Here is a 20094-nt window from a genome sequence, read left to right as displayed (position 1 = left end):
GATCCGGTGTTGCAGATCAGCCGGCGTAGGAGGCAGTTCGGTCAGACGGTCCCGCAAGGAATGCCCGCGTGTCAGAGGATCAAAGAATCTTTTACACAGGGCTAGATCAGATTCCAGACTGCTGGGGGGCGCGCTATACGTAAGTTGCCAGAGCTGAGTTAGGTCGCTAATTAGCGTGACGCGCTCGCTGCCTGTCAAGATTGCAGGCACTCCGAATAGACGTTGAACCGTGGTGCTCATAGTTGAAATGCCTCTGCAAAGTATCCGCGCTTCCTCAGCGCGCCAACTCGCTCGTTTGTGCTTCCGTTTGACGATGCTACTGCGGTAGAAACTTCAAGCGGGAGAATTACAAGCACTTGGTCGTTGGGAGCTTGAGCCTGACGCCCCTGAAGATAGGACGCAAGTGCCGACATGTTCTTGGCATCGATGAATGAGCCGAACTCATCGAGCGCTATGAGCCGATTAGAGGAAGCATTCTCATCCCGGTCGAGGCGTGCGACCTGGGCCTGAGTGTAGGCGAATGCCTGCTGTCCACTTGAGAACGCTGCGAGTGGGCGTTCATTGGTCTGTCCGTCGTCTGCAGTCCACGAAAGCTGCAAATTGTCAGGGTCCAGTCTGACATCAGTACCACCATTGAAGAGCGCGGCTCTGACAACATCACTTTCGAACCACTGGCGAACTTCATCTGCGAGCCACAGTTTGGCAGCCCTATCAGACGGGGTCTCCGTTCCTGTCGGCCCGCTAGGCTGGCGAATGCGTGAACCCAGCCGGCCCAGCGCGGTCTCCATTCCGCGCAGCGACGAATAGGTCAATGCCAACGAATCGCGTGCTCTGTCAATCACGGCGGCGACGTCAGTCAATACATCTGCCTGATGGGACGCGCTTAGCTCGGGCAGCATCGCGATTTTCGGGATTGCGTGCCTAAGCCACGAAAGTTCAGAATCCTGACTCAAGAAGTCTGCAGTCGACTTCACTTTGGAATGGCGACTTTGGGACGTACGGTGAGCGAGAGCTGCCTGCTGCGAGGCTTGTGCTTCTCTGCGAGTCAAATCCTCTAGTTCTGCTTGCTCTTTTTCCCGGGTTCCTCTAAGGCGGGCGAGCTCTACATGGGCTTCGCGGCATAGCTGAACCAACTCGGCCGCAAGGGCATCCTCGGTTTTCCCACCACCGAGCAGTTCCCGAGTGTGAGATAGCCTGGCGTGGTCGCTCTGTACAGTCCGAGTCTCTTGGTCCAAGGTGGTGCGATTCCGCATCAAGTCTTCGAGGTTGCGCGCTGTCTGCTCCGGGAGCCCCTTGGTTGCCTTGAGGAGTCGACCTTCTGCCTTGGCAAGTGTTGTCTGACCCGTTTCAAGATCCCCCAAGGCGGTTTCGGTCTGCGCGATTACTCCCAAACGAGCTCGCGTGGCCTCAATTTCTTCTGCCAATTGTTCAGCATCGGCTGAGGGTGCCATCGCGCTAAGGATTTCCCCTTGGCGTTGGAATGCTTCCTTCAGCGCGGTGACAGTCCAACCTGACTCCTCTTCACCGGAGTCAATTAGGTTTGTGCCCCCCAGCCCCTCCTCCTCGGCTGATTCCAAGGTAGAGGAGAGACTACTGAGAAGATCTACCAATAGTGGAGTCGCGTTGATTCGAGGCTGCTGCTCCAGCAAGCTGTTGAGGTGCTTGCTCGCCTCCCGCCTGGCAGCAGCGAGGGCGTCCTCGGATGGCTCCACGCCGGCAACTGCTGCAAGCTGCTGAAGGTGGCTCCGCAGAGTTCGAAATACCTTGTCCTGGCGCACGAGGTGCCTTTGGGCATTTTCGAATTCTTTTTCTGCTTTTTCGTTATTGTGCTTTTGGGTGCTCGCGTTCTTTATTTGTTTGTCTAGCTCCCGCCGCTGTTCGTCGAGGCTCTCAAGGCGCGTGGCTAGTTCTTGAATTTTTTGGTCCATCTCGGGGCCGCGCCCTCGGACCTGCGTAAGTTGAGCGGAAACGTCCACCGCCCTATCCAGCAGTTTGAGACGCTCCCGCGCCGTCTTCAGTTGAGCGGATAGGTTTTTTGCAACTTTTTCTGCCTCCGCGGTAATGGAGAGGTCTCGTGACAGCTGTGACGGCGTGCAGTCGGTAATCCTATTTTGCAGCTCACCTAGTACTAGTTCAATTTCTTCCTGTCGTTGCCTTCCAGTTTCCGAGTCCCATACTTGAATATACTTCTGGGTAGTGTTGATTCTTTCCGTGAGAACGGAAACGGGCGTATCGGCGGCCATTACGTGATGCACGCTGAGAAGTGGCAGGATGTCACGCGGGTGCGCGGATCGCCCATCAATTCGAATTTTTCCTACTAGGTCGCCGAGAGGTTCCGCCATTTCCGGCCATTGATTTGGATCGATTGTCCATGCGATTTCTTGGGCGCCATGCAGGTCTGTCACCGTGACGCGCGCACTTTTCAATTGATTGCGGAAAGTCCTCCATGAGTGATCATTTCCGACAAAGGGCTGGTCGCCTGTGCATAGCCTAAGCAGCTTAATGGCGTTCGTTTTGCCGATGCCGTTGTAGCCCTCGATTCGACAGAGGGGAATGTTGGGAATTTCACCGATGATTCGGAGGCCTCGACGGGATTCGGCTTCAATCCTGATGTGCATCTGCGATCAACCTTTCGAGGACCAGGCGAGGGCCGAACGGTTCCGATGCGAGCAGGCTCAGAAGTGAGATGTCTACCCCGTGCGCGGTGTCCTCACCAGCGCCTCCGTCAGGGGCTTCGGGATCCCGGAGCGCTGCGTCCATCTCCCGAACTACTGCCATCATTTGTTGTCCGGCATCTGACACTGCAGTCCCCCCTGTCTGTCGAGACAAGCCATGCACATCCAGAACCTGATGCTGCCACAGTTCTGCTGCCCCTGAGCCTACTTAAGGCGGAGCGGGTTTGGCCGGTGTCCTGCCCGGTTTGGGGTCGAGCATGATCAGGGGGCCATACGCTGGCCGGCAACTCGGGCAGGCTGTGATCCTGCCCGCAATGTGAACGAGTGGCCCCCTGGTCTTGCTCGACGCGGGACCCGAACCGGGGAGGTGGCTAAAGCCGTGGAGCCGACCGCCCCAGCCACAGCGGGTTTCTTCCCCACCACGACGGTGCTCGCTCCAGCCGCGCGACCGGCGTAGCCGGGGCCAGAGCGGGCCGAAGGCAGGAGCGTCAGGCCCCGGCGGTGAGCCGGGGAGCGCGCGGTGAGCGGAGCGAGCCGCCTTGATGAAGTAGAGAAAGTCTTATCCCGCTGTGATGAGCTGCTTGCCGTCGTGGCTCCGCACGTGGGGGCCGTTGCCGTCCAGGGCGTCCAGGAGACGGACCGCGTAGACCTCGGACATGCGCTCGCTGACCTCGTCGGGTGTGAGCCAGGAGACGGCTGTCGACTCGCTTGATGTGCGCTCGGTGCCGCCGGAGGGCTTGCAGCGGAAGACCAGGGCGACGATGCCTCGGGTCGTGTTCTTGTAGACGCCGGTGAGTTGGTCCACCTCGACGTGGATGCCTGTCTCTTCCCAGACCTCGCGGGCGACGCCGGCCTCCGGCGTCTCGTCGAGTTCGAGGATGCCGCCAGGGAGCTCCCAGGTGCCGTTGTCGGCCCGGCGGATCGCCAGGAGTCGGCCGTCCTCGCGCACCACTACTCCGGCGACGGACACGGAGTGCAGGGGAGTGGGTGCCGCTTCCTGTGGTTGACTCATGTAGAGGAGCATAGGAGGCAGGGAAGGACTATGGGAACTGCGGCGGGAGGGGCCGGTTCCGGTCCTCGGTATGTGCAGATCGCTGATGACCTCGTGCAGCAGATCCGGGCGGGATTTCTCAAGGCCGGCGACATGGTGCCGAGCGAATCCGAGCTGGTGGACCGCTACGGAGTCTCCGGCGGGACGATCCGTAAGGCCATGGTCGAGGTGCGGGCGAGTGGCCTCGTCGAGACCAGGCATGGCAAGGGCTCGATCGTGAAGAACCGGCCTCCTGTACGGCACCGCTCCTCCGATCGCTTCCGGCGCTCGCTCCGGCAAGGTGGCCAGGCCGCTTACCTCGCGGAGTCCGCACAGTCCGGCGCCACCGCGAAAGTCAGCGTCCTCTACATCGGTCCCATGGACGCGCCCGAGGACGCCGCCCAGCGGCTGGGTGTCCCCGCCGGTACGCAGGTGTTGGCCCGCCGGCGCCTCTACTTCCGCAACGGCACCCCGGTGGAGACCGCCTCGTCGTACCTGCCCTGGGACGTGGTGAAGGAGATCCCCGAGCTGTTCGCCGAGAACCCGGGGGGCGGCGGCATCTACGCCCGACTCGAAGACCACGGGCATGAGTTCGCGGAGTTCGTCGAGACGCTGCAAGCGCGCCCGGCCTCGAAGTCGGAGGCGTCGGAACTGGCGCTCAGCCCCGGCGCGCCCGTGGTTCACCTGATCCGGGAGGCCCGTACGACCGCGGGTCGGGTGGTCGAGGTGTGCGACACGCTCATGGCCGCTGACCAGTTCGTTTTCGAGTATCGGATCCCTGCCGACGACTGACGTCCGCTCAACTTCCCGCAACCCGTCGTGAGTTCTTCTTCGCGGCGGGTTGACTCATGTACAGGAGTCATGCACTCTTCTTCATGTCACTCATATACATGAGTGGCGGAGTTCAGCATCTATAGAGGAGTGATCTGCTGTGCGTCAGATTCCCGTCGACACCTCCAGCGCTGTCGTGATGGTCGCCAAGACTCCGCAGGTCAAGGTCCGTGACCGCCGCACCGGTGAGATCGCCACCGACATGGAGACCGGTGCTCAGCTCATGACCGTGGATGTGATGTTCGCGGCGAACGAGGAGGTGGAGATCCTGTCCGTCACCGTTCCGGAGCCCGGGATCACCGGTGAGCTGGCCATGGGTACGCCGGTCGCGCTCACCGGCCTGGTCGCCCGTCCGTGGGAGAACGACTTCAACGGTCAGCGGCGGCACGGCATCGCGTTCCGCGCGGTCGCGGTCACCTCGCTCGCCGACGTCGTCACCACAGGGTCGAAGGCGGCCTGATCATGACCGCCTTCACGGTCGCTCTGGTGCTGGTCGTCGCCGCTGCGGGTCTCCTGCGGTGGCGGCGGCCCGCCTGGTACTGGCTGGCCTTCGGGGTCACCCTGGCCGCGCTGCGGGTCCTGGTCCGGTACCGCTCGGTCATGGACGCGTGCGGGTTGACCGTTCCGCCGGCGCGGTGGCGGTTAGCCCTGGCTCGGGCCACCAACCGGCCGATACCTGAGCCCCGCCCACCGCGTATCCGGCGACTGCGGGCGACTCGCACCGGCCTGGTCCTCCGACTCAAGCTCCGCCCCGGCCAGGACGTCTTCGACATCGCTGCGGCCTCGGACCGGCTTCGGCACTCGTTCTCGATGTTCGGCGTGACCTCGCGTGAGGTGCGGTCCGGTGTCGTCGAGGTGCGGATGACCGGATACGACGTGCTCAAGCGGGTGCAGATGCCTGCTGAGACGGAGACCCGGGCGATGCGGGTACCGGTCGCCCTTCGGGAGGACGGGTCGGTGCACTACCGCGACTACCGCGCGATACCTCACGCCCTCACCCTCGGCGCCACGGAGTCCGGCAAGTCGGTCTACCAACGCAACCTGGTCGCCGGCCTTGCTCCTCTGGACGTCGCCCTCGTCGGCATCGACTGCAAGCAGGGGGTCGAACTCTTCCCGCTGGCGCGCCGGTTCTCAGCGCTGGCCGACAGCCCGGACACCGCTGCCGAACTCCTCGATGCACTCGTGGCGCGGATGGCGGACGTCTACCGCCTCATCCGTACCCAGCAGCGCATCACCGTCGATGTGCCGGACGCGGAGATCGCCGCCGACATCTGGGACCTGTCCGATGAGCTCCGCCCGACCCCGGTCGTCGTCCTGGTCGACGAGGTGGCCGAACTCGCCCTGTACGCAACGAAGGAGGAGGAGAGGCGGCGGGACCGCATCATCACCGCCCTGGTCCGTCTCGCGCAGCTCGGCCGCGCCGCCGGTATCTACCTCGAAATCTGCGGACAGCGCTTCGGCTCCGAACTCGGCAAGGGCATCACCATGCTCCGCGCCCAACTCACCGGCCGCACCGCCCACCGTCTCAACGACGAGACCTCCGCCAACATGGCCTTCGGCGACATCGCCCCGGACGCGGTCCTCGCCGCCATCCAGATTCCCGCCGAACTGCGAGGCCTCGCCATCGCGGGAGACGCGTCCGGCGGTTGGCACCGCATCCGCGCTCCGCACACCTCGCTCCGCCAGGCCGTGAACCTCTGCAACCGGTACGCCGACAGGACCCCGGACCTGCCCGAGCTGGCCCCTTTCCGGCCCACCACCGGCACCGCCACCAACCTTGTGCCATCGGCGAAGGCCTCTCCGGCCACTGCCTGATCTCTCCCCCCCCCATTCGGTAGGCGTGACCGTCTTCGCGCCGAGTTCCTACCACTGCCATGCCCAGAGAAGGGAGAACCGCCATGTGCCCCGATTGCGAGGACTTCGCCCGGACGGTGCTTCTGCTCGGCCAACTCGCCCTGTACGCCGACATGGCCGACGCCGACCTCGACTTCGTGGACGTCGTCAGCCCGTCCCTCGCCGTGTCGCTGCCGGAGCCGCCGCCGGGCACGTTCCCGGACGACTCCGACCCCGCTGAGGACTCCTGATGGGCGCCCGGCACGGTCTCCGGATCGACGCGGTGTTGATCCAGGCGGTCATCGCCGGAGCTCTGTCCTTCGCGCACCTGCACGACCTCGCCGCCGCGGCCGGACAGGACGGCTGGAAGGCATGGGCCTACCCGGTCAGCGTCGACCTGCTCCTTGTCGCCGCCTGGCGTCGGCTGCGCAGCGAGGGTCCGTCCCGGTTGGCCTGGTGCTGGTTCCTGATCGCCCTGTTCGCCTCGCTCGGCGCCAACGTCGCCACCGCCGGGTTCCTCGACCTGGCCGACCCGCCGGCCCCGCTCCGGCTCGGCATCGCCGGATGGCCCGCACTCGCCTTCCTCGGCGGCACTCTCCTCGCCCACTCGTCGGGGAAGCCGGAGCCGGTTCCGTCAGCCGTCGTCACGGAGACGAAGGACGTCGGGCCGGCGCGTGTGCCTGACGCCGCCCCGATCCCATCCCCGGCCGATGAACCCCCTGCGACAACGGCTCTGTCCTCGCCCCCGCCCCCGGAGCCGCCCGTTCCCGCCGTGCTGATCGACCACGCCCGCAAGGTCGCCGACGAGTACCGCACCCGCACCGGAGCACCGATCGACACCGACACCCTCCGCTCCCGCCTCGGCGTTCCGCCCCACCTCGCCGACGCCATCGCCGCCCGCCTCAGCTGACCGCGAAGGAGAACTGAGATGACCCACGATCCCGACGACCTCACCGTGGCCGACTACCTCGACGGAGCGCGTGAGATGGCCGCAGCCGGACGCCCCTTCCTCGCCCACCTGCTCGCCGAGGAAGCCGCACGGCGCGTCGACGACCCGGCCGCCGCCCGCAGCATCCGTGCCCAGTACACCGACCCGACGACCGACAGGGGCTGACCGGCATGCCCGCCCGCGACAGCTTCCACTCCGTGATGCGTATCGGCCCCGTGCAGATCGGCACCCACCGCGACCGCACCGGCCGCACCGTCCACGCCGCCGTCTGCACGGCCGACCGCTGCGGCTGGTCCGCCGACTACTCCAGCCCGACCGCCGCCCAACTCGCCGCCCGTACCCACCGCTGCACCGTCCGTTAGGAGACAGCGTCCATGGACGTCCCCCTCTGGATCGCCCTGCTGGTCGTCGGCTACCTCGGCATCAAGCTCTTCCGCCCGCCGGTGTGGCTGATCTGCGTGCTCCTCCTCGGCGGCTACCTCCTCGCCGACAGCCTCTTCGCCTCCGTCATCGACACCGCCGTCAAGTAGCCCGCGCCCGGGAGAGGAGAACCACCCATGTTCCAGCCCAAGATCCCGACCATGCCGCAGCCCTCGGGCCTGGTCACCCCGCCCGCCGTCGTCCAGCCGACCACCATCACGCCGGGCACGCCTGCCCCGGCACCCGCCGCCCCTCCGCCGATCCGTCCGGTCGTACAGCTCACCCCCGGCACCGCGGTCGCGCTCGTCGGTGCCGGTACCGCCGTCGTCCTGATCGTCGGCACCGTCCTGGTCTCGCTGCTCCTGGCGGTCGCCGTCACCAGCGCATCGGTCGCCGTCTGCGCGGTCGTCCTGCGCTCCCTGATCGCGTCCGACGCCAAACGCCGCTGACCGGCCCCCGGGCGGCCTCGATACCGCCAAGCATCCGCCGCCCGGGAGCCGTGCCCACCGATCGATCTCGCAACCGGAAGGAACCCCCAGCATGGCCCACCGGCCCTCACCCTCGAAACAGAAGCGGTCCATGTCCGCCCCACAGCTCGACCCGACCGTCCTCGGGGACGTCCTCCGGGTGGCCTCGGCCTCCGACTACACCCGCTGGGAGGACCAGATCCGCCGCACCGGCGGCTGTGCCGACCCCGTCCATCTGAGCGGCTGGGTAACCCACAAGGACAAGACGACCGGCGAGACCCTGCACCGCTACTCGACCGCGTACGAGCCGGGCGGGCGCCTCCGCATCGCCTGCGGCAACCGCCGCGCCTCCCGCTGCCCCTCCTGCGCCTGGACCTACGCGGGCGACACCTACCACCTGATCCGCGCCGGCCTCGCCGGAGACGACCGCCGCGACATCACCGCCGCCGTCCGCGACCACCCGCGCGTCTTCGCCACCCTCACCGCACCCTCGTTCGGCCCCGTCCACAACCGCCCCGACCGGGGCACCTGCCGGTGCGGCACAGCGCACGCCTCGGATTCCGGGGACCTGGGCTCCGCCCTTGATCCGGAGACCTACGACTACGCGGGCGCCGTGCTCTTCAACAACCATGCCGGGGAGCTCTGGCAGCGCTTCACCACCCGACTCCGCCGCGAACTCGCCATCCACGCGGGCATCCCACGCCGTGAGCTGGGCGACCACCTCCGCGTCTCCTTCGGCAAGGTCGCCGAATTCCAGAAGCGTGGAGCCCTCCACTTCCACGCCGTCGTACGTCTCGACGGCCCGGAGGGACCTTGCACTCCGCCGCCTTCTTGGGCCACGGTCGATCTCCTCACCGACGCGATACGGGCCGCAGCCGCGCACTCGTACACGTCGGTCTCCGTCCCGGCTGCCGGTGATCAGTCGTCCCGGACCTTCCGATGGGGACGACAGCTGGACGTCCGCCCGGTCAAGGCCTTCGGCGAAGGTTCAGATGTCACTGAACAGGCGGTCGCCTCGTACGTGGCCAAGTACGCCACCAAAGCCGCCGAGAACACCGGCACCCTGGACCGCCGTATCGGTGAACTCGCCGAACTCAACCGCCACCGCGTTCCCGATCACACCCGTCGGCTCATCACCGCATGCCGTGAGCTCGACAGCCTCTATCCGGACCGACGTCTCTGGGCCTGGGCCCACATGCTCGGCTTCCGCGGCCACTTCTCGTCCAAGTCCCGCACCTACTCGACGACCCTCGGTGCCCTCCGCCAGGAACGCGCCGACTACCGCGCTTCACAGGAGGCGACCGTCCTCGGCCTGGCCGACCGTGAACCGGACACGGTCCTCGTCCTGACGGACTGGCAGTACGTCGGCCACGGGCACACCCCCGGCGAAGGCGCTCTCGCTGCCACCATCGCCCGTGACCTCCAGACCAACCGCGAGACCGCCCGCGACGCACTGAAGGGCCGCACTGCCGACGAGGGGGAGTGGTGACCGTGGCGGACCGACTGCTCACCGTGAATCAGGTCGCCGAACGACTCGGCACCGGTCTCCGCTTCCCCCGCCGGCTCATCGAGGAACGCCGCATCACGTTCGTCAAGGTCGGCCGACACGTCCGCATCCCCGAGAGCGCCGTGGAGGAGTACGTCAGTGCCCACACGGTGGCGCCGATCGCCCTGCGGTCCGTCTCGGCGTACTCGTACCGGAGGGCCGCCTGATGGCCGCCAAGCGCAAGTCCCGACGTGCCTTCGGCCGGATTCGGAAGCTGCCGTCCGGCCGGTTCCAGGCTCGGTATCCGGGGCCTGACGGCGTACTGCGTGCAGCCGATCAGACGTTCCCGACAACGACGGACGCCGATCGCTGGCTGGCACGGAAGCGCATCGAGATGGAGGAGGGCCGCTGGCTCGACCCCGCCGAGGGACGGACCACCGTCCGCGACTGGTCGGCACGATGGCTCACCGCGGTCTCCCCGCAGCTCAAGCACAAGACACAGGCGTCGTACCGATCCCTGATCAACTCGCTGATCGTTCCGGCGCTCGGTGACCGTGAGCTTTCCAGCCTCCGGCCGATCACCATCGTCGAATGGGTCGGTGCGATGAAGACCCGTGGTCTCAGCGCCTCGCGGATCAGGCAGGCCTACCGGGTGCTCTCGCAGATCATGCGGGCCGCCGTCGACAACGAGATGATCGGGCAGACACCGTGCAGAGGCGTGAAGCTGCCTCGCATGCCGCAGACCGAGCCGCACATCCTCACCCCGCTGGAAGCCTCACGGATCGTGCGGAGCGCGACGAAACCGCATGACCTGCTGATCTCCTTGCTCGCCTACGCGGGTCTGCGGGTCGGGGAGGCGTTCGCGCTCCGGCGAGCGGACATCGATGTGTCCGGCGGCCTGGTCCTCGTCGACGAGAACCTGGCCGAAGCGAACGGCACCCTCGTCTTCGACACCCCCAAGTCCCATCAGAAACGGGTCCTGCGGATCGGGCCGTCACTCGCGGCGCGGATCGGCCGGCACCTGGAGGCCATGCCCGGCGGGGAGGACGCTCTCCTCTTCGTCACGCCCGGCGGCAAGCCTCTGCGTTACAACCAGTGGCGGAAGGCGTACTTCGATCCCGCTGTGGCGGCTGCCGGGCTCACCGACGTCACGCCGCACGATCTCCGCGCCTCGCACGGCACGTGGGTCGCCGACCGGTACGGCGTGATGACCGCCGCGCACCGGCTCGGGCACTCGAACGCGAGCGTGACCACTCGGCACTACGCACGGCCGGTTGCTGGCCGTGACGACCAGGTGGCGGAGGCATCGGACTTCTGGCTCAGCGCGTCGGACGCCGAAAACGGAGGCTCTGCGGAAGCCACTTCGGACTGAAGGATCCGCCACCCTCACTTGGTCCAGTGGCCCCTGACCATGAACGTGGTCGGGGGCCGCTGCGTGTCCCGGCGCGCGCAGACCTCACCGGACGGGAACGCTGCTCGATATCGTCAGATCGGATCGCGCTGCCTCGTGGAGCACGTTGAGTGCCTCCACCAGCGGAATCGTGCGGAGTTCGGCTATGCCGCTTGAGGGGATCCGGGCAAGCCTCAGCAGCTCCCATGTCCGCTGGTTGACCGTGTGAGCGGCGGTGGCAGCCTGCTCGTTGCTCAACAGAATGAAGGTCTCGAAGAGGACCGACCTTCTGTTCTCGCTGGCCTCCATCTCGTTCAAAGCGTCGGACGCGTCCGCTCCCTGGTCACGAACCCGTCCGGCTTCCATGGCGGCCCTCTGGATTTCCTTGATGCACGTCAGGTACTCGATGTACGTGTCAAGCTTCCGCTCGTCCCAACGCGTGGCCGTCTCCCGCCGAAACTTGGCCCGCTCAGCCACGGTTGTTGCGAAGTAGGACGTCAAGGCGCCGACCAGGACGCCGACCAAGGTGAAGATCTGGGTGGCCATGATTGACAACGTACCTTCGCGGGACGCTGCGGTTTGGGGCATTGAAGAGGTGGATCCCTGGCTCAACAGGCACGATCACGCCTGTGGGGCACGTAGCGGGCACGACAACGATGACTATGGCTCTGCTGGGACCCTTATGTCCCTCTGACCTGCGGCGGAGACCGGAAGCCTTCCACCGGCCGAAAGGTCTTGAAAACCGTCGTGGCAGCGATGTCACCGTGGGTTCAAATCCCACACCCACCGCCAGGTGAGAGAAGTAGCAGGTCAGAGGGCGGGTCTCCGAAGTGGAGACCCGCCCTCTGCGTTCACCTTGTCTCACCCTGTGTCCCTGTTTCCCGGTGCCGACCAGCGCGTGTGAGCCGTACATGGGCCAGGATCGGCCCTACTTCTCGGCGGGACGGGAACAGCCCGCACGACCTTCCGCGCTCGGTGCATCAGGCCGCGCTCGTCGTGGGACTTCCGGCTGTCGGTCAGAACGGTCGGTAAGCCTCGGCGGAGGTGCCGGGAGGCAAGGAGCGTGTGAGCAGTACGTAGACAGGGCCGTACGGCGTCTCGGTCTGCAGGTTTTCCCACTGGTCCAGTTCGTGCGCACAGTAGCGGCGGAGAAGGTTGCGAAACTGGTTGAACTCCGCCTTCGACAGCGGACCGTCAGGCTTGGCCGGGGCGTTCATGGAAGGCAGGTTAGTACCCGCCCCGTGGAGCGCTGGCTCGTGTTCCCCCACCAGCCACCCCTGCACGGCTCGCGCCGAGCATCCCCGGTCGGCCGCCTTACGCTGACCGGATGTTCGATCGTCTGGAGATCAAGGTGCTGCCGCCGGGGCCCCGGTACGTGGCCCAACTGCGGTTCTTGGTCAACGGTGAGGACGTGGTGGCGGGAGCCGTCGGGGAAGGAGGACGGGGGCCGTACGCGGATGTCGTGCTGCCGGTCGGGGAGCGTGGGCCGCTGGAGGGCAGCGGTGAGCCTCGGCGGGTGGACGTGGGCGAACCCGACTGCACGGGCGGGTGCTGCGGGTACCTTTCCGTGGTCGTCCAGCGATTCGGGGACGTCGTGCAGTGGTCGGACTGGCAGGTGCCGAGGGGGGAGGGCGCTCCGCCGGAGTTCCACTTCGAGGCCGGGGCGTACGACGCCGAGCTGGCCCGGGTGGGGGCGGACCGGTGGTGGAGCGTCCCTGGCTAGGCCGCGCGCCCGGTGAGGCGGAGCGGCCGCCGGCAGAGTCTTTTCAGTGGTCGTCCGCCGGGTGATGTCACCCCCGCCCCCGCGTCAGCCGCTCCGCCGACGCGATCGCCGCGCGTGCCTCCTGCTCCGTGAGGCCCGTGCGGACCGCCGCGGCGGTGAGGGCGTCGGCCAGGGCGTCGCCGAAGCCGTGTTCGTAGGCGCGGCAGGCCGCCCAGAACAGGCGGGTGTTGCGCTGGCCCTCGTGGGCCGCCAGGACGAACTGGATCAGGCCCTCACCCCGGCGGCCGGGGGGCGTTTCCTTGCCGGGATGGCCGGAAGGGGTGGATTCGCGGCGTGGAGGGGTGAGGAGGCGGAGGAGGGCGCGGGGGCAGGGCGCCGGGGGGAGGTGGGCGGTGCCGGGGGCCAGGCGGTAGCGGCCGTGGGCGGTGACCGAGCCGGGGCCGACCAGGTAGCCGCCGCTGCCGCGAACGTCGATGCCGGGGGCCAGGCGGCCGGCCGAGTTGGGGACCGTGGTGTCGGCGGGGCCGGTGAGCCAGAGGTGGCGGCCGCCGCTCGGGGTGAGGACGGTGATCGTCGGCGGGATCGTGAACAGGTGCTGGAGCGCCAGTTGCTGGAGTGCGCCCACCGAGTCGTTACCGTGCGCGGTGTCGATGTCCAGGTCGATGCCGACGAGCCGGTGCGGGGCGCGTCCGCAGGCGATGCCGTAACCGGTGGCCCGGGGTGCGGCGGCGAAGAGGGCGCGCACGGCCGCGGGGTCGGTGGTCGCGTCGTGCACCCCGTGGCCGGGCAGACCGCACTCGCCCCGGCAGTGGACCGGCGGCTGCTCGCCGTGGTGAGGGGAGCGCAGCGCGGGGAGCTTGGTGGCGGACAGGGGGAAGACGGGGAGACCGCGCCCGGCGGCGGCGAGGGCATGGGCGAGGGCCAGGGTGGCGGTCTGCCGGTCGATGGTGGCCATGGCTCTAGTTTCGTACACGCGTTCGAATAAGGGAAGTGGGGGCGGGCGCCACCGGGCCGGGCTGCGTAGCCTTTGCCGTAAGGAGGTCGCAAGGAGAGGGAAGTGGTTCCGCATGACTCCCCGGCAGCCCACGACCGAGCTCGACGCCCGCTACAGCTCCGCGCTCAACCCGCGTCCCGGTGCGGAGGACGTCGCCGCCACCGACTGGGCCGAGGCCCAGCGCCGGCTGCGGGACGCCGAGGTCTTCTGGATCACCACCGTCCGGGCGGACGGGCGGCTGCACGTCACGCCGCTGATGGCCGCCTGGTACGGCGGGACGCTGTTCTTCAGCACCGGGCCGGGCGGGCAGAAGGCGAGGAATCTGGCCGGCAACGCCCACTGCGCGCTCACCACCGGGCACGGCTCACTCGCGGGCGGCCTCGACATCGTGGTCGAGGGCACGGCGGAGCAGGTGACGGATCTGGCGCGGCAGGACGAGGCCATCGCCGCGTTCGAGGCGCAGTACGGCGACTTCTAGCGGGCCTGCTGCCAGCGGGCCTCCTGTTCGAAGACGCCGAGGCCTCGCCTTCGTTGTTCCGGAGGGGTTTACCGCCTCTTCTTCATGCTTGCGAGGGAATCAGGCGGCACAGCGTGGTTCGCCGGGGATGTGCTGGGCAACTCTGGTCTCGCGACGTCGTGACCAGCACCGGGGCGGTCGGCCAACCTCCCCGGAAACAGCCGCACATGAACCTATGAAGCCGGACTTCCGGCTCCTGGAGGAACTGACATGGCAAGCATCCGTACCGCTCGTGTTCTCGCCGCAGTCGCCGCGCTGCCCCTGACCGTCGCCCTCTGCGGCGGTGTGGCCCTGGCGGACAACGGCTCCTTCGCGAACGACGGATCGAACGCGGCCGTGGCGACGGTCGGCGGCAGTGGCGTCGGCGGCAACAACACCGGCAACGCGTCCACGACGCAGCAGCAGGCCGTCGGGGCCGGTGCGTCGAACCAGAACACGTCGGCCCAGGTGAGCGGCTCGGCCTTCACCGCCATCGACCAGTCGGACCACAGCGTCGCCGTGAACTTCACCCCGTTCTTCTGGTGATGACCCCGGCAGCCACCACGCCTCCTCGGTGACCAGACGTCCGGGACCTCCCGGGGGGTGGGTTCCGGTCGGTTGAACAGCAGCCCGTGCGGCGCCACTTCGGTGCCTCGCGCGGGCTGCTGCCGTTGCTCCTGACCCTCGCCCCTTGACAGGGGAAGCAAAACTGACGGACAGTCAGAAACGGTTCTGCTGACGTGAATCCTGCCCTGGAGGTCCGCCGTGCACCTCGCCCCGACGGAGCGCCAGCAGCAGCTGCGTACCGAACTGCGCGCCTACTTCGCGGCCGTGCTGCCCGAGGGCGGAAGCTGGCGCGACGATCCGGGTGAGCAGCGGCGGCTGCTCCGGCGGATCGGCGCCGACGGGATGCTCGGCCTCGGCTGGCCCGTCGCGTACGGCGGGCAGGGGCGGGGACCCGACGAGCAGTTCGTCTTCTTCGACGAGGCGTACCGGGCCGGCGCGCCCGTCTCCATGGTCACCCTCAACACCGTCGGGCCGACCCTGATGAAGTACGGCACCGAGGAGCAGAAGGCGTACTTCCTGCCCCGCATCCTCAGCGGCGACCTCGTCTTCGCGATCGGCTACAGCGAGCCCGAAGCCGGTACGGACCTGGCGGCCCTGCGCACCCGCGCCGTGCGCGACGGCGATGACTGGGTCATCGACGGGCAGAAGATCTTCACCAGCAATGCCCAGCAGGCCGACTGGATCTGGCTCGCCTGCCGTACGGACCCCGATGCCCCCAAGCACCGCGGCATCTCCATCATCCTCGTGCCGACCGGCGATCCCGGCTTCTCCTGGACGCCCATCGAGACGGTGGGCGGGCTGACCACGACCGCCACCTACTACGACGGCGTACGCGTCCCCGCCTCGAACCTCGTCGGGGAGGAGAACCAGGGGTGGGGGCTCATCACCAACCAGCTCAACCACGAACGCGTCGCCCTCGCCGCCATCGGCATGCAGGCCGAGGACTTCTACGAGGAGGCCCTCGCCCACGCCCGTACCCCCGACCCCGCCACGGGGCGCCGCCGGATCGACGAGCCGTGGGTACGTGCCCGGCTCGCGGAGGCGTACGCCCGGCTCGCGGCGACCCGGCTGCTGAACTGGCGGCTGGTCGGGGCCGTGGGGGCGGGCGCGCTGGCTCCCGGGGAGGCGAGCGGCGTGAAGTTCGCGGGGACCGAGAGCGCGGTGGAGGTCTATCGGATGTGCCAGGAGGTGGTGGGGGACGTCGGGCTTCTGCGGGGCGGGTCGGCCGGCTGCTTCGGCGCGGAAGGCAGAGCTCGTGGTGAGCTGGAGCGGATGAACCGGGCCGCGCAGATCAACACCTTCGGCGGCGGCGTCAGCGAAGTGCAGCGCGAGATCGTCGCGACCATGCGGCTCGGGATGACGCGGGGCAAGCGGTGAAGCCGGGCGGCCAGGGCGTGCGGGACGGCCAGGGCGTGCGGGACGGCCAGGACGGCCAGGGCGTGCGGGACGGCCAGGACGGCCAGGACGGCCAGGACATGCGGGCCGATGCCCCGGACCCCCTGTACGAACGGCTCACCTCCTACGCCGGCCGCCCCGCCGCCACCGCCGGCACCGGCAAGGACCCCGTCAACCTGCCCATGATCCGGCACTGGTGCGAGGCCATGGGCGACACCTCAACCGCCTACCAGGGCCCCGACGCCGTCGCCCCGCCCACGATGCTCCAGGCCTGGACCATGGGCGGGCTGGCCGGGCACCCCCGCGGCACCGGCCGCTCGGCGGCGTACGACGAACTCCTCGGGCTGCTCGACGGCGCCGGGTACACCTCCGTCGTCGCCACCGACTGCGAGCAGGAGTATCTGCGGCCGCTCCGCCCTGGCGACCTGATCACCTTCGACGCCGTCATCGAGGCCGTCTCCCGCCGTAAGACCACCAAGCTCGGCACCGGCTACTTCGTCACCACCCGCATGGACGTCAGCGCCGACGGCGAACCCGCCGGGACGCACCGCTTCCGCATCCTCAAGTACCGCCCCGCGCAACGGAATCCCGCGCAACGGAATCCCGCGAAGTCGGAGCGGGAAGCGCCTCTCCGGCCCCGCCCCGTCATCAATCGCGACAACGCCGGATTCTGGGCCGGGGTCGCCGAGCACCGCCTCCTCATCCAGCGCTGCACCGACTGCGCCACCCTCCGCTTCCCCTGGCTCCCCGGCTGCAACGCCTGCGCCGGCCAGGAGTGGGACACGGTGGAGGCGAGCGGTGAGGGCACGGTGTTCAGCCATGTCGTGATGCACCACCCGTCCTTCCCCGCCTTCGACCCGTCGGGCGAGGGCGGCCCGTACGCCGTCGCGCTCATCGAGCTCGCCGAGGGCGTCCGGATCGTCGGCAACGTGGTCGGGGTGCCGTACGACAAGGTGCGCATCGGCCTGCCCGTACGCCTGGAGTTCCTGCGTACGGACCCCGATCTGGAACTTCCGGTCTTCCGGGCGAGCGAAGGCGGTTGAGATGGACTTCACCCCGAGCGAGGAGCAGACGGCGGCGCAGGGCCTTGCCGCGCGGATCTTCGGTGATCTCTCGACGCACGAGCGGCTGGTGGCGGCCGGAACGGGGACGGACGCGGGGCTGTGGAAAGAGCTGTGCACGGCCGGGCTGCCCGGGGCGGTGGAGGACATCGGGCTCCTCGGGCTGGTCCTGCTCCTGGAGGAACAGGGCCGGAACACTGCCCAGGTCCCGCTCGCGGCGACCTGTGTGTACGGGCTCCTCGCGGTCGCCGAGCACGGTACGGCGGAGCAGCGGGGGCGCCTGCTGCCCGCCCTGCGCGACGGTACGGCGGTGGCGACGGGCGCCTTCCCGGCGCGGGGCGGAGTGCGGGCGGTGGACGGGGCGCTGTACGGGGTCGTGCCCTGGGTGCCGTGGCTGCGGGACGCCACCCATGTGCTGGTGGCGGATGCCGAGCGGGAGTTGTGGATCGTGGAGGCCGGGGCGCCGGGGGTGACCGTGGTGCCCGTGGAGACGACCGCGCCCTGGTCGGCGGGGCGGCTCGGCCTCGACGGCGTACGGGGAGAGCCCCTCGGTACGGGCCCGGGGGCCTGCGCCGCGGTCCTCGCCGCGAGCCGGACCGCCTTCGCCGGGCTCCAGGCGGGCGTCTGCGCGGGCTCCCTCGCCCGGGCGGTCCAGCACACCACGACCCGCGAACAGTTCGGGCGGCCGCTCTCCACCAACCAGGGCGTCCTGCTCCGCGCCGCCGACGCCCACATGGACACGGAGGCCATCAGGGTCACGGCGTACGAGGCGGCGTGGCGGCGTGACCGGCAACTGGACCACGAGGCGCAGGCGTTGACGGCGGCCTGGTGGGCCTCGGAGGCGGGCCGGCGGGTCGTGCACGCCGGGCAGCACCTGCACGGCGGCACCGGGGCCGACCTCGACCACCCGGTCCACCGGCACTTCCTCTGGGGCCGTCAGCTCGACGCGTACCTGGGGTGCGGTGCGGAACTCCTGGAGGAGCTGGGCCTGTTGATCGGGAGCGACCGGATGGCGGGCACGTCATGACGGAGGCCTACCGCGTCGGCGACGAACTGCCCCCTCTGGAGATCCCCGTCACCCGCACCCTGATCGTCGCGGGCGCCATCGCATCCCGCGACTACCAGGACGTGCACCACGACGCCGAACTGGCCCGGGAGAAGGGCTCCCCCGACATCTTCATGAACATCCTCACCACCAACGGGCTCGTCGGCCGCTACATCATCGACCACTTCGGGCCCGCCGCCGCCCTCCGCAAGGTCGCCATCCGGCTCGGCGCTCCCAACTACCCCGGGGATGTGCTCCGATTGACCGGCCAGATCGTGGCCCTGGAAGGCGAAAGCCGGGCTCTTATAGAGGTCGCGGTCACCGGCGACAACCGTATAGGGCGTCACGTCACCGGAAAGGTCATCGTGGCCGTCACCGAGGGAGGCGACGCATGAGCATCCGCAGGCCCGACACCCTCGGCGGAAAGGCGGCCGTCGTCGGTATCGGGGCCACCGAGTTCTCCAAGAACTCCGGCCGCAGCGAACTCAAGCTCGCCGTCGAGGCCGTGGGCGCCGCCCTCGACGACGCGGGCCTCACCCCCGCCGACGTCGACGGCCTCGTCACCTTCACCATGGACACCAGCCCCGAGATCACCGTCGCCCAGGCCGCCGGGATCGGGGAGCTGTCGTTCTTCTCCCGCATCCACTACGGGGGCGGCGCGGCCTGCGCCACCGTCCAGCAGGCCGCCCTCGCGGTGGCGAGCGGGGTGGCCGACGTCGTCGTCTGCTACCGGGCGTTCAACGAGCGCTCCGGGCGCCGCTTCGGCTCCGGCGTCCAGCGGCGCGAGCCCACCGCCGAGGGCGCGGCGCTCGGCTGGAACCTGCCGGCCGGGCTGCTCACCCCCGCCTCCTGGGTGGCGATGGCGGCCCAGCGCTACCTGCATACGTACGGCCTCGAGCCGGAGGTCTTCGGGCAGGTGGCGGTGGTCGACCGGCGCCACGCGGCGCGGAACCCGGCGGCGTACTTCCACGGGCAGCCGATCACACTCGCCGACCACGCCGCCTCCCGCTGGATCGTCGAACCGCTGCGGCTGCTCGACTGCTGCCAGGAGACCGACGGCGGCCAGGCGCTCGTCGTCACCAGCGTGGAGCGCGCCCGCGACCTGCCCCGGCCGCCCGCCGTCGTCGTGGCGGCTGCGCAAGGCGCGGGCCGGTCGCAGGAGCAGATGACGAGCTTCTACCGCGACGGGCTGACCGGGCTGCCCGAGACCGGTGTGGTCGCCCGGCAGCTCTGGCGGAGCTCAGGCCTCGCCCCGGCCGATATCGACGTGGGCATCCTCTACGACCACTTCACGCCGTTCGTCCTGATGCAGCTGGAGGAGTTCGGTTTCTGCGGTCCGGGGGAGGGCGGGGCGTTCGTCGCGGCGGACGCGCTGCCCCTGAACACCCATGGGGGTCAGCTGGGGGAGGCGTACCTCCATGGGATGAACGGCATCGCGGAGGCCGTCCGACAGATCCGCGGCACATCGGTGAACCAGGTGGCGGGGGCGGCGAGGTCCCTGGTCACGGCCGGTACGGGGGTCCCGACGTCCGGGCTGATCCTCGGCGCGGACGGCTGAACCGGACGGGCCGCCGCCGGGCCGGACCCTGACGGCGGTGCGGGCGGACCCCTAAGGCCGGACGACGGCCCGTCCACCTTCAGGAGGTGGATGGCGAGCCGGCCCTACAACCTGAGGCGGACGGCCCTTCGGGACCTGGGGGCGATCCCCTCGGCGGGCCCCGCTCCTAGCGTT

At 68.7% G+C, this 20094-nt stretch carries 24 protein-coding genes and 1 pseudogene; 20 read left to right on the top strand and 5 right to left on the bottom strand.

Annotated elements, in window-relative coordinates; genetic code table 11:
• Nucleotides 1–236: 236 nt before the first annotated feature.
• Nucleotides 237–2618: a coiled-coil domain-containing protein gene (locus IF17_RS1000000138895; protein ID WP_157851128.1), complete on the bottom strand. Its 2382-nt coding sequence runs from the start codon at nt 2616–2618 to the stop codon at nt 237–239.
• A gap of 616 nt (nt 2619–3234) precedes the next feature.
• Nucleotides 3235–3699, bottom strand: coding sequence for an NUDIX hydrolase (locus IF17_RS0106020; protein WP_030562921.1), 465 nt, complete (start codon nt 3697–3699; stop codon nt 3235–3237).
• A gap of 18 nt (nt 3700–3717) precedes the next feature.
• Between IF17_RS0106020 and IF17_RS0106015 the strand changes: the two genes are divergently transcribed.
• From IF17_RS0106015 to IF17_RS0105960, 12 genes are all read left to right on the top strand, one after another.
• Entirely contained in the window at nt 3718–4497 is a 780-nt protein-coding gene (locus tag IF17_RS0106015) for a GntR family transcriptional regulator (protein WP_030562919.1), read from the top strand.
• 139 nt (nt 4498–4636) lie between these two features.
• A complete protein-coding gene (locus tag IF17_RS0106010; RefSeq protein ID WP_030562916.1) occupies nt 4637–4996 on the top strand; it encodes an SCO3933 family regulatory protein in 360 nt (119 codons plus the stop codon).
• Between the two features lie 2 nt (nt 4997–4998).
• Nucleotides 4999–6351, top strand: a complete 1353-nt coding sequence (locus IF17_RS0106005; RefSeq protein ID WP_030562915.1) for an FtsK/SpoIIIE domain-containing protein — start codon at nt 4999–5001, stop codon at nt 6349–6351.
• An 83-nt stretch (nt 6352–6434) separates the two neighbouring features.
• Nucleotides 6435–6620, top strand: a complete 186-nt coding sequence (locus IF17_RS0106000) for a hypothetical protein (RefSeq protein WP_030123116.1) — start codon at nt 6435–6437, stop codon at nt 6618–6620.
• Nucleotides 6620–7279, top strand: coding sequence for a DUF2637 domain-containing protein (locus IF17_RS0105995; protein ID WP_030562910.1), 660 nt, complete (start codon nt 6620–6622; stop codon nt 7277–7279). The genes IF17_RS0106000 and IF17_RS0105995 overlap by 1 nt, the downstream gene beginning before the upstream one ends.
• A gap of 18 nt (nt 7280–7297) precedes the next feature.
• Entirely contained in the window at nt 7298–7483 is a 186-nt protein-coding gene (locus tag IF17_RS0105990) for a hypothetical protein (protein ID WP_030562908.1), read from the top strand.
• A 5-nt stretch (nt 7484–7488) separates the two neighbouring features.
• Complete coding sequence (locus tag IF17_RS0105985; RefSeq protein ID WP_030562906.1) at nt 7489–7680, top strand: mobile element transfer protein; 192 nt, start codon at nt 7489–7491, stop codon at nt 7678–7680.
• A 12-nt stretch (nt 7681–7692) separates the two neighbouring features.
• The gene (locus tag IF17_RS1000000138425) at nt 7693–7848 is read left to right on the top strand and encodes a hypothetical protein (RefSeq protein ID WP_010060553.1); all 156 of its coding nucleotides are present in this window, start codon (nt 7693–7695) and stop codon (nt 7846–7848) included.
• A gap of 27 nt (nt 7849–7875) precedes the next feature.
• Nucleotides 7876–8187, top strand: coding sequence for a hypothetical protein (locus IF17_RS0105975; RefSeq protein WP_030562904.1), 312 nt, complete (start codon nt 7876–7878; stop codon nt 8185–8187).
• 91 nt (nt 8188–8278) lie between these two features.
• Nucleotides 8279–9694, top strand: coding sequence for a replication initiator protein RepSA (repSA, locus tag IF17_RS0105970; RefSeq protein WP_030562901.1), 1416 nt, complete (start codon nt 8279–8281; stop codon nt 9692–9694).
• Nucleotides 9691–9918 (top strand): helix-turn-helix domain-containing protein, encoded by a 228-nt coding sequence (locus tag IF17_RS0105965; RefSeq protein WP_030562899.1) that lies wholly within the window; start codon nt 9691–9693, stop codon nt 9916–9918. The genes repSA and IF17_RS0105965 overlap by 4 nt, the downstream gene beginning before the upstream one ends.
• A complete protein-coding gene (locus tag IF17_RS0105960) occupies nt 9918–11063 on the top strand; it encodes a tyrosine-type recombinase/integrase (RefSeq protein WP_030562897.1) in 1146 nt (381 codons plus the stop codon). The genes IF17_RS0105965 and IF17_RS0105960 overlap by 1 nt, the downstream gene beginning before the upstream one ends.
• Before the next feature lie 84 nt (nt 11064–11147).
• Here the strand turns inward: IF17_RS0105960 and IF17_RS0105955 are convergent, their stop codons facing one another.
• On the bottom strand, nt 11148–11627 hold the full coding sequence (locus tag IF17_RS0105955) for a hypothetical protein (protein ID WP_030562895.1): 480 nt from the start codon (nt 11625–11627) through the stop codon (nt 11148–11150).
• A gap of 470 nt (nt 11628–12097) precedes the next feature.
• Nucleotides 12098–12298 carry a hypothetical protein gene (locus tag IF17_RS0105950; RefSeq protein ID WP_030562893.1) on the bottom strand — a complete coding sequence of 67 codons (201 nt, stop codon included), beginning with the start codon at nt 12296–12298 and terminating at the stop codon, nt 12098–12100.
• Nucleotides 12299–12408: 110 nt separating this feature from the next.
• On the opposite strand from IF17_RS0105950, the gene IF17_RS0105945 reads away from it, so the two are divergent.
• Nucleotides 12409–12804, top strand: coding sequence for a hypothetical protein (locus tag IF17_RS0105945; RefSeq protein ID WP_030562891.1), 396 nt, complete (start codon nt 12409–12411; stop codon nt 12802–12804).
• Nucleotides 12805–12871: 67 nt separating this feature from the next.
• Here IF17_RS0105945 and IF17_RS0105940 read toward each other — a convergent pair whose 3' ends face one another.
• A complete protein-coding gene (locus tag IF17_RS0105940; RefSeq protein WP_030562889.1) occupies nt 12872–13759 on the bottom strand; it encodes a bifunctional DNA primase/polymerase in 888 nt (295 codons plus the stop codon).
• A gap of 112 nt (nt 13760–13871) precedes the next feature.
• Between IF17_RS0105940 and IF17_RS0105935 the strand changes: the two are divergent.
• The 7 genes and pseudogenes from IF17_RS0105935 to IF17_RS0105905 form a co-directional block, all read left to right on the top strand.
• Nucleotides 13872–14267 (top strand): annotated as a pseudogene (locus tag IF17_RS0105935) (pyridoxamine 5'-phosphate oxidase family protein); the annotation flags it as partial.
• A gap of 258 nt (nt 14268–14525) precedes the next feature.
• Complete coding sequence (locus IF17_RS0105930) at nt 14526–14840, top strand: hypothetical protein (RefSeq protein ID WP_030562884.1); 315 nt, start codon at nt 14526–14528, stop codon at nt 14838–14840.
• 219 nt (nt 14841–15059) lie between these two features.
• Complete coding sequence (locus tag IF17_RS0105925) at nt 15060–16238, top strand: acyl-CoA dehydrogenase family protein (RefSeq protein WP_030562882.1); 1179 nt, start codon at nt 15060–15062, stop codon at nt 16236–16238.
• A 98-nt stretch (nt 16239–16336) separates the two neighbouring features.
• Nucleotides 16337–17299, top strand: coding sequence for a bifunctional MaoC family dehydratase N-terminal/OB-fold nucleic acid binding domain-containing protein (locus tag IF17_RS0105920; RefSeq protein WP_051883904.1), 963 nt, complete (start codon nt 16337–16339; stop codon nt 17297–17299).
• Nucleotide 17300: 1 nt separating this feature from the next.
• A complete protein-coding gene (locus tag IF17_RS0105915; protein ID WP_030562878.1) occupies nt 17301–18344 on the top strand; it encodes an acyl-CoA dehydrogenase family protein in 1044 nt (347 codons plus the stop codon).
• Nucleotides 18341–18757: a MaoC family dehydratase gene (locus tag IF17_RS0105910; RefSeq protein WP_030562876.1), complete on the top strand. Its 417-nt coding sequence runs from the start codon at nt 18341–18343 to the stop codon at nt 18755–18757. Before IF17_RS0105915 ends, IF17_RS0105910 begins: the two co-directional genes overlap by 4 nt.
• The gene (locus IF17_RS0105905) at nt 18754–19920 is read left to right on the top strand and encodes a lipid-transfer protein (RefSeq protein ID WP_030562874.1); all 1167 of its coding nucleotides are present in this window, start codon (nt 18754–18756) and stop codon (nt 19918–19920) included. Before IF17_RS0105910 ends, IF17_RS0105905 begins: the two co-directional genes overlap by 4 nt.
• Nucleotides 19921–20094 lie beyond the last annotated feature (174 nt).

The sequence above is a fragment of the Streptomyces cyaneofuscatus genome (genome assembly GCF_000718135.1).
GTDB classification, from domain to species: Bacteria; Actinomycetota; Actinomycetes; order Streptomycetales; family Streptomycetaceae; genus Streptomyces; species Streptomyces cyaneofuscatus.
The sequence above is the reverse complement of the archived record's forward strand: the minus strand, read 5'-3'. Positions and strand labels throughout refer to the sequence as shown.